General features: G+C 60.7%; 8 protein-coding genes. 3 read left to right on the top strand and 5 right to left on the bottom strand.

Annotated features, from left to right (window positions below):
- Positions 1 to 377: 377 nt before the first annotated feature.
- Both petD and petB read right to left on the bottom strand, forming a co-directional pair.
- Entirely contained in the window at positions 378 to 860 is a 483-nt protein-coding gene (petD, locus tag AC01FP_RS06615; RefSeq protein WP_474479041.1) for a cytochrome b6-f complex subunit IV, read from the bottom strand.
- A 90-nt stretch (positions 861 to 950) separates the two neighbouring features.
- Entirely contained in the window at positions 951 to 1,634 is a 684-nt protein-coding gene (petB, locus tag AC01FP_RS06610; protein WP_474479040.1) for a cytochrome b6, read from the bottom strand.
- Positions 1,635 to 1,756: 122 nt separating this feature from the next.
- On the opposite strand from petB, the gene ctpZ reads away from it, so the two are divergent.
- From ctpZ to AC01FP_RS06595, 3 genes are read left to right on the top strand one after another with little or no spacing between them, the layout of a single operon-like run.
- Positions 1,757 to 2,962, top strand: a complete 1,206-nt coding sequence (ctpZ, locus tag AC01FP_RS06605) for a carboxyl-terminal processing protease CtpZ (protein ID WP_474479039.1) — start codon at positions 1,757 to 1,759, stop codon at positions 2,960 to 2,962.
- Positions 2,963 to 2,964: 2 nt separating this feature from the next.
- On the top strand, positions 2,965 to 4,206 hold the full coding sequence (locus AC01FP_RS06600) for an HD domain-containing protein (protein ID WP_474479038.1): 1,242 nt from the start codon (positions 2,965 to 2,967) through the stop codon (positions 4,204 to 4,206).
- A 6-nt stretch (positions 4,207 to 4,212) separates the two neighbouring features.
- On the top strand, positions 4,213 to 4,935 hold the full coding sequence (locus AC01FP_RS06595; protein ID WP_474479037.1) for a septum site-determining protein MinC: 723 nt from the start codon (positions 4,213 to 4,215) through the stop codon (positions 4,933 to 4,935).
- On the opposite strand, the gene AC01FP_RS06590 is transcribed toward AC01FP_RS06595, so the two are convergent.
- The 3 genes from AC01FP_RS06590 to AC01FP_RS06580 are packed head-to-tail and all read right to left on the bottom strand — an operon-like array spanning position 4,925 to position 7,084.
- A complete protein-coding gene (locus AC01FP_RS06590; protein ID WP_474479036.1) occupies positions 4,925 to 5,527 on the bottom strand; it encodes a chromate transporter in 603 nt (200 codons plus the stop codon). The two genes, AC01FP_RS06595 and AC01FP_RS06590, sit on opposite strands and share 11 nt — an antisense overlap.
- A complete protein-coding gene (locus AC01FP_RS06585) occupies positions 5,524 to 6,075 on the bottom strand; it encodes a chromate transporter (RefSeq protein WP_474479034.1) in 552 nt (183 codons plus the stop codon). Before AC01FP_RS06585 ends, AC01FP_RS06590 begins: the two co-directional genes overlap by 4 nt.
- On the bottom strand, positions 6,068 to 7,084 hold the full coding sequence (locus tag AC01FP_RS06580) for a phospholipase D-like domain-containing protein (RefSeq protein WP_474479033.1): 1,017 nt from the start codon (positions 7,082 to 7,084) through the stop codon (positions 6,068 to 6,070). Before AC01FP_RS06580 ends, AC01FP_RS06585 begins: the two co-directional genes overlap by 8 nt.
- Positions 7,085 to 7,123 lie beyond the last annotated feature (39 nt).

Below are 7,123 nucleotides of genomic sequence, written 5' to 3'. Positions count from 1 at the left end.
CCGTCGTAAGCCTGCTCGCTTTCGGGGCTTCCCCCTTGCGCGCAGTCCAAAAACATATCACCCCAGTTGCCCTTATGTCAAGGACCCGTATCGAGCGCGACAGCGCACCAGGCCAAAACCATTGCGGCCAGGCGTTTAGGTGCATTCCATTTGCCACCTTCCCCCTAGGGGCGCTGCAGGCCCTTCAGCGCCATATGGGCCACAAGCGTGGCTAACCGGGAGCGCTACTGGGGCAGGGAAGCTCACAGAGCTCAGCAGGGGACGGGCCAAAGCAGCTGAAAGAGCCTCTCTTTCATGCCATAAAAAAAGCCGCGACAGAAGTCTCGGCTTAATGAGGGGGGCCAAGAATGGTGCCCAGGATGATTTGCTCCTAAATCTCAGAACAGACCAAGAGTGAGTGACTTATCGATCGGCATGGCGGCTCCAATACCAAGATAAATCGCAAACACGGTGCCGAACAAGAAGGCGGCCATAGCCACTGGACGACGGAAAGGATTCTGAAACTTATTGAAACTTTCGATGAAGGGGACCAACATCAGGCCGAGTGGGATCATGGTCTGCAAGGCAATCCCCAACAGTTTATTGGGGACGACCCTGAGGATCTGAAACACGGGATAGAGATACCATTCAGGCAAAATCTCTAAAGGTGTAGCAAAAGGATCAGCCTTATCTCCCAGCATGGCCGGATCCATGACGGCTAGACCAACCATGCAGCCAATGGTCCCGAGGATTACCACCGGAAACATGTAGAGCAAGTCGTTTGGCCAGGCGGGTTCACCGTAGTAGTTGTGGCCCATACCCTTCGCCAATTTGGCGCGGAGCTTTGGGTCTGTAAGATCAGGCTTCTTAAGGATGTGCATGGCGTTTGCCGGGAGCAGGGATCTTTGAGATCAGTTAAAGGATTTTAAGGGAGAAGATCCGAGTAGCGAGAGCCACTGAATCAATTGAGGTCACAAGGGGCCTGAAATGCCTTGCTTGCGGATCATCAGAAAGTGGATGAGCATAAATACTGCCAATAGCCAAGGCATCACGAAAGTATGCAGGCTGTAGAAGCGGGTGAGAGTCGACTGACCAACACTCTCACCACCCCGCAGCAGTTCCACCATGAAGTCGCCAATAACTGGAACTGCTGCAGGGACGCCAGAAACGATCTTGACGGCCCAATAACCCAGCTGATCCCAGGGAAGGGAGTAGCCAGTAACTCCGAAGGAAACGGTGATCACCGCCATGGTGACGCCAGTAACCCAGGTGAGCTCCCTTGGGCGCTTGAAACCACCAGTCAGATAGACGCGGAAGACGTGCAGGATCAGCATGAGCACCATCATCGATGCGCTCCAGCGGTGCACCGACCTGATCAACCAGCCAAAGCTGACGTCGGTCATCAGGTACTGGACAGAGGCATAGGCCTCAGCCACCGTTGGCTTGTAATAGAAGGTCATCGCAAACCCAGTGGCGAACTGGATCAGGAAGCAAACCAGGGTGATGCCGCCCAAGCAATAAAAAATGTTGACGTGGGGTGGCACGTATTTGGACGAGATGTCGTCGGCAATCGACTGAATCTCCAGGCGTTCGTCGAACCAGTTGTAAACCGGGTTCGTAGCCTGACCGGAGTTTCCAGCAGGAGTGTTTGCCATGCAGCTGGGTGGTTTGGTTGCGAGAGTCTACCGATGACACCGAGCTGCTCGTGAGTGCCCCGCCCCCTAGGACCGCGCCTTCTCAACCGTTTGCAACAGCCGTAAAAAACCTGTCGGCTACTTTGTCGCAGCACTTGCTGGGTGCGGTTTTGGCCCTGGCCCTGCTAACAGCCCCAGGCGCCCCGGCCTTAGGCCTGAGCGACACCCAGCAGCTGGTGGTGGAGGCATGGCGCTTAGTGAATCAGAGCTACGTGGATCCGCAGCGCTTTGAAGCAGTGCATTGGAAACGACTGCGCCAGAAAGCCCTGGAGCAACCCATCAATAGCTCTGGCGACGCCTACGACGCCATCGAGGCAATGCTCACCCCCTTGGGAGATCCGTACACCCGCCTACTACGCCCCGCCGACTACGCCACCCTGCGCTCCAATACTCAGGGCACCGTGACCGGCGTGGGCCTGCAGCTGGGCCTGCGCAGCAACGATCAAATAATTGTGGTGATCGCTCCGTTGGACGGATCCCCCGCCGCCGAGGCCCTAATCCCAAGTGGCGCCGAGGTGCTGCAGGTGAATGGCCAGCCAACAGAAGCTCTGGGGCTGGAACGCACCGCAGCCGCCCTACGCGGTCCAGCCGGGAGCCGGGTGCTCGTGGAACTAAACGTGCAAGGTCACCCTCGCGAAGTGGAGCTCGAACGGCGAGAGGTGGAGTTGCGCCCGGTGCGTAGCAAGCGGCTGCGGGTGGGAGAGCACACCCTCGGCTACCTGCGTATCACCCAATTTTCTGAACCGGTGCCCCAGGACGTGCAGGAAGCCCTCGCCGATCTCAACAGCAAGGCGATCGAGGGGCTGATTCTTGATCTGCGCAACAACTCCGGCGGGCTGGTGAGCGCCGGCTTAGCCGTGGCCAACGACCTACTCAATGGCGAGCCCATCGTGGAAACCCAGGACCGTGATGGACTGAGTTCGCCCCAACAGGCCAACCCCGGCATGCTCTTCGACGGGCCAATGCTCACCCTGGTGAACGGCGGCACAGCTAGTGCCAGCGAAATCCTTGCGGGGGCCCTTCAAGACACTGGCCGCAGCGAGCTGGTGGGGGCCAGGACCTTCGGCAAAGGGCTGATTCAAACCCTGATTCCCCTAGGCGACACCAGCGGCCTGGCCGTAACCGTGGCCCGCTACCTCACCCCCAGCGGCCGCGACATTCAGAACCAGGGAATCGCCCCTGATCTGGTGCTGCCCGAACCCGAACCCCTCGATCCCGGCGGTGAGGGCGACAGCTGGCTCGATGCCGCGAGCCGCTTGCTGGCCAGCCGGCTTGAAGCGAGCCTCTAAATATGGGAGAGCGCACTTATCACGATCCACTGCACGGGGCGATTCGCCTCGATCGAAGCGATCCAGCCGAAGCCCTGGCCATCGAGCTGATCGATTCCGCCCCCTTCCAGCGCTTGCGTCGAGTGCGTCAATTGGGGCCAGCCTTTCTGACCTTCCATGGGGCCGAGTCCAGCCGCTTCACCCATTCCCTCGGGGTGCTGCACCTAGCCCGCCTGGCTCTGCAACAGCTGGAGCGCCACCACCTTGAACTGGCGGAGCATCGGGCCGTGCTTTACGCCGCGGCCCTGCTACACGACGTGGGCCATGCCCCCCTGAGTCACTCCGGCGAGGAGATGTATGGGCTGCACCACGAAGCCTGGTCGGGGCGTCTAATCCGGGAGCATCCGGCCCTGCGCGACCGCCTCGAAGCCCACGCCCCCGGCACGGCCAACGCCGTGGCCGACCTGCTGGAGCACGGCCGCCACCCCTGCCCAGCGATCAAGGCCCTGGTGAGCAGCCAACTGGACTGCGACCGGCTGGATTATCTGGTCCGCGATAGCTACAGCACGGGCACCACCTACGGCCGGCTGGATCTCGAGCGCATCCTGGCTGCATTCACCCTGGCCCCCGATGGCCAGCTGGCCATCACCCCAAAGGGGCTGATGGCAGTTGAGCACTACCTGGTGGTACGCAACCTGATGTATCGCAGCGTCTATAACCACCGGCTAAACGTGGTGTGTAACTGGCTGCTTAACCAAGCAATCGCCACCGCCCGGCGACTGGGACCAAAACGAATCTGGGCCGACCAAGTAATGAGCCGCTGGCTATGGCACTGCGACGCTCTCGATCTGGAGACATTTCTTGCCAACGACGACATCCGCACTGGTTACCACCTAACGCGCTGGATGGAAGAGGGCCCGGCCGAACTGCAGGATCCCTGTCGAAGGCTGCTGGAGCGGCGCCTGCTCAAGGCCACCGATGTGAGTCACTGCAGCCCCGCCCAGCGACTGGAGCTCCTGGCTGCAGCGCGGCAGCTGAGCGAAGCCGAGGGCCTGGGCGCAGAAATCAGCTGCGGCCTGCACCAGCGTCAGAGCCGCGGTTATCACCCTTATAAGGGTGGTCTGCGCCTCTGGGACGGCGAGCACCTGCAGGCCCTGGAGCAGCGCTCAACCCTGGTGCAAAGCCTCACGGTTCCAGTGGAGCTGGCCTGGCTGATCCATCCCGGTGAAGTGGCACCTAAGTTGCGCCAACTGCTGGGTCGCTGAGCGGAAATGGAGATGGGATTGGGGTTGGAGCTGGAGCCTGCTTGCGGAGCCAGGTTGATTCCGGATGAATCGGGGCGAGGAAGCCACCGGCTGGTCCTGCCAGCTTCTTCCCAAGCCCCTGACCCAACCCTGCTGAAACAGGCAATTGACAGTGGGGCTCTGCTGGGGGATGGGCCGATCGAGGGGCCGGTGCTACTTGAAGCAGGGGCCTGTCGCCTAGGCCTCAGCCAACTCGCTGAGCTGCAACGCACCCTTCACAGCCAGAAGCTGGAGCTGGTGGCGATCTGCAGCAGCCATCCCCACACCCACGTAGCGGCAGCGGGGCTGGGAATAGCTAGCGAGTGGCCCCATTTTTTCGGCCCAGCTAGCCCTGCTCAGAAAGAGCCTGGCCTGCAAGTGCATCAGGGCACCCTGCGCTCCGGAGACCATCTGGTAACAGCGGGCAGCGTGCTGCTGCTTGGGGACGTAAACCCAGGCGCGCGGATTTCAGCCGCAGGCCATGTGCTGGTGTGGGGGCGATTGAGGGGTATGGCCCACGCCGGCTGCCAGGGCGACAACACCGCCCGCATCGTGGCCCTGCAGCTAAGACCGCTGCAGCTGCGGATTGCCGGGGCGGTGGCCCGGGGGCCCGAGGGCGCCCCCCCAGCCGGGTTTGCTGAAGAAGCTCGGATAGTGGCAGGCGCCATCCAAATAGACCCGGCCCAACCGGTTTGGCCCCTTAGCGGTTAATTACACCCAGCCCACCCAGCACACCGGCTACTGCCATAAACCAGAGCGGCGAAATGCGGGTGCGCAACATCAGCACGCAAACCAGCACTGACACCACCACCCCAGCCCAATTGGTGTCAGCCGTGCGCAGAATCTTGAGCCCTACGGCAAACAAAATTCCCAAGGTGATAGGCCCCAGGCCCCGCTCAAAGGCCACCCGCCAGGGGGAGTGTTCAAGGCGCTTCCAACTAAGGCAGGCCATGACCATCAGCAAGGTAGAAGGCAACAGGATCGCTGCTTCGGCGCCGTAGGCGCAGAACAGGGCCCAGAGCGGCCCTTCCCGCCAGCCGGCCCCGAGCCCTAGCAAGCCGACCAACATTGAGCTGGGGCCAGGCGCCGCCTCCGCCAGGGCATAAAGATCGGCAAATTGTGTATTAGTGAGCCAGCAAAACTGGGCCACCGCCAAATGGTGATATTCCGCCAGCAGGGTGTTGCCACCGCCGAGTGAAAACAGCGACAGCGATAAAAACTGCCACAGCACCTGCACCAAGGTGCCCAAATCGGAGAGGCGAGCTGGCTCACAGGCCACCGCCGCGGCCAGCAGCCCACTCATGGGTTGCTCTGCCGGCGGGGCCAATACCAAGCCATGGCGAACGGCCCGGCGATCAACACAACCGGGATCAAGCGCTGGTCAAACAAGCTGAGTGCCAGAAACACCACCGCAGCAAGCAACAAAGCAACCCGATCATTCCAATACTGATCAAGAATCTTGAAGCCCATGGAAAGGGCCATCCCTGCTGCCGCAGCCACCAACCCGGCCAACACCCGATCTACCGAGGGGATGGTGTGGAAATGGAAGTAGGCCAAACCCAGCCCCATCAACAGGCTGAAGGGGAGCAGCAACATGCCGGCCAGGGCTACCAGAGCGCCTGGTAAACCGTGGAACTCGGCGCCGATGTACACGGCCATGTTGATCTGGTTTGGCCCAGGGAAAAGGCGGGCAACCGTTAGTCCGGTGAGGAATTGCTCGTTGGACATCCAACGGCGCTGCTCGACCACAATCCGCTGGCTCCAGGCCGACAGGCCACCACCAAAGGCCGAGAGCGCCACCTGAAGCATTCCCCAGAACAACTCAGAAAGGCTGGGGCGCGGCTCAGTCATGGACGAAATGGGGATCCGGTGGCAATTCACCGTCCTCGTGTTGGCTGGGATCAAGGGGATCTGGAGCGTGATATTTCTTTGCCGCATCCCAATCGGCCTGGAATGTGCTGCGCAGCCTCGCCACCACCTCGGGGGCATCGGATTCGATGCCGAGTTCGCGACGCAGATCAAAAGCGCTGCGATCGATGTTCATCGAACCGGTCTGGGCGTAGGCACCGTCAACCAAAAGCAACTTGGCGTGCAGCTTTAGGTGCTTCTGCCGGCGCACCTTCACGCCAAAGCGCTCCATTACCCGCAGCGACGAGAAAGTGTCATAGATGTCCCAGTCGGAAATGCCATGCTTGCCACCACAGAGGAAGCGCACCTTCACGCCGCGCTCCCGGGCAGAAATTATTCTCTCCAAAATCACCGCATCCACAAATTTTGGGTGCTGAATCCAAAGGCTCTCGAGTGCCATATCGATGATCCTGGCCATTTGGCCGCGGCTGTGAACGCTGCTCCACACCAGGCCCACAGTGAGGTCGGGATGGAAAAAGCTGCGGTTCCAGTCGGCCTCAAAGCCAGCGATCACCTGCTCTACAACAGGCACTGCATAGCTGACGACCCCGTAGTCACGGGTCTCAGTGAAGTATTTGTCGCTGAGGTTGAAGGTGGCAACCAGCACGCAGGTGGAATCCACCACCAGCGACTTCTCGTGGGTGACTGGAAAGGCTTCGCTGGTCCAGGCCACCTCAATGCCGCAGGCACCGAGGCGGGCATGGGCCTCATCATTCCAACGGTCTCCGCCGGAGGTGTGCGGATTGAGCATCACCTGCACCCGCACCCCACGCTGCTGCGCCCGGATCAAAGCCTGCTCGATGGTCTCTGATTGCAACTTGAACTGCTTGAGCCGAAGTGTTGCTTCTGCCGTATCGATCAAGGCCACAACAGCTATCGCACCGTCATCCGGCATCACCAGCAGCTGTTGGTGATGGTGCAAATGCTTCGGCGCACTTGGGGTTTGGGTCATCCCGTCTCTGAGCCGTATCACCCTTTTTAATGCAGTTGC

Source organism: Cyanobium sp. NIVA-CYA 375 (assembly GCF_056108345.1).
The sequence above is the reverse complement of the archived record's forward strand: the minus strand, read 5'-3'. Positions and strand labels throughout refer to the sequence as shown.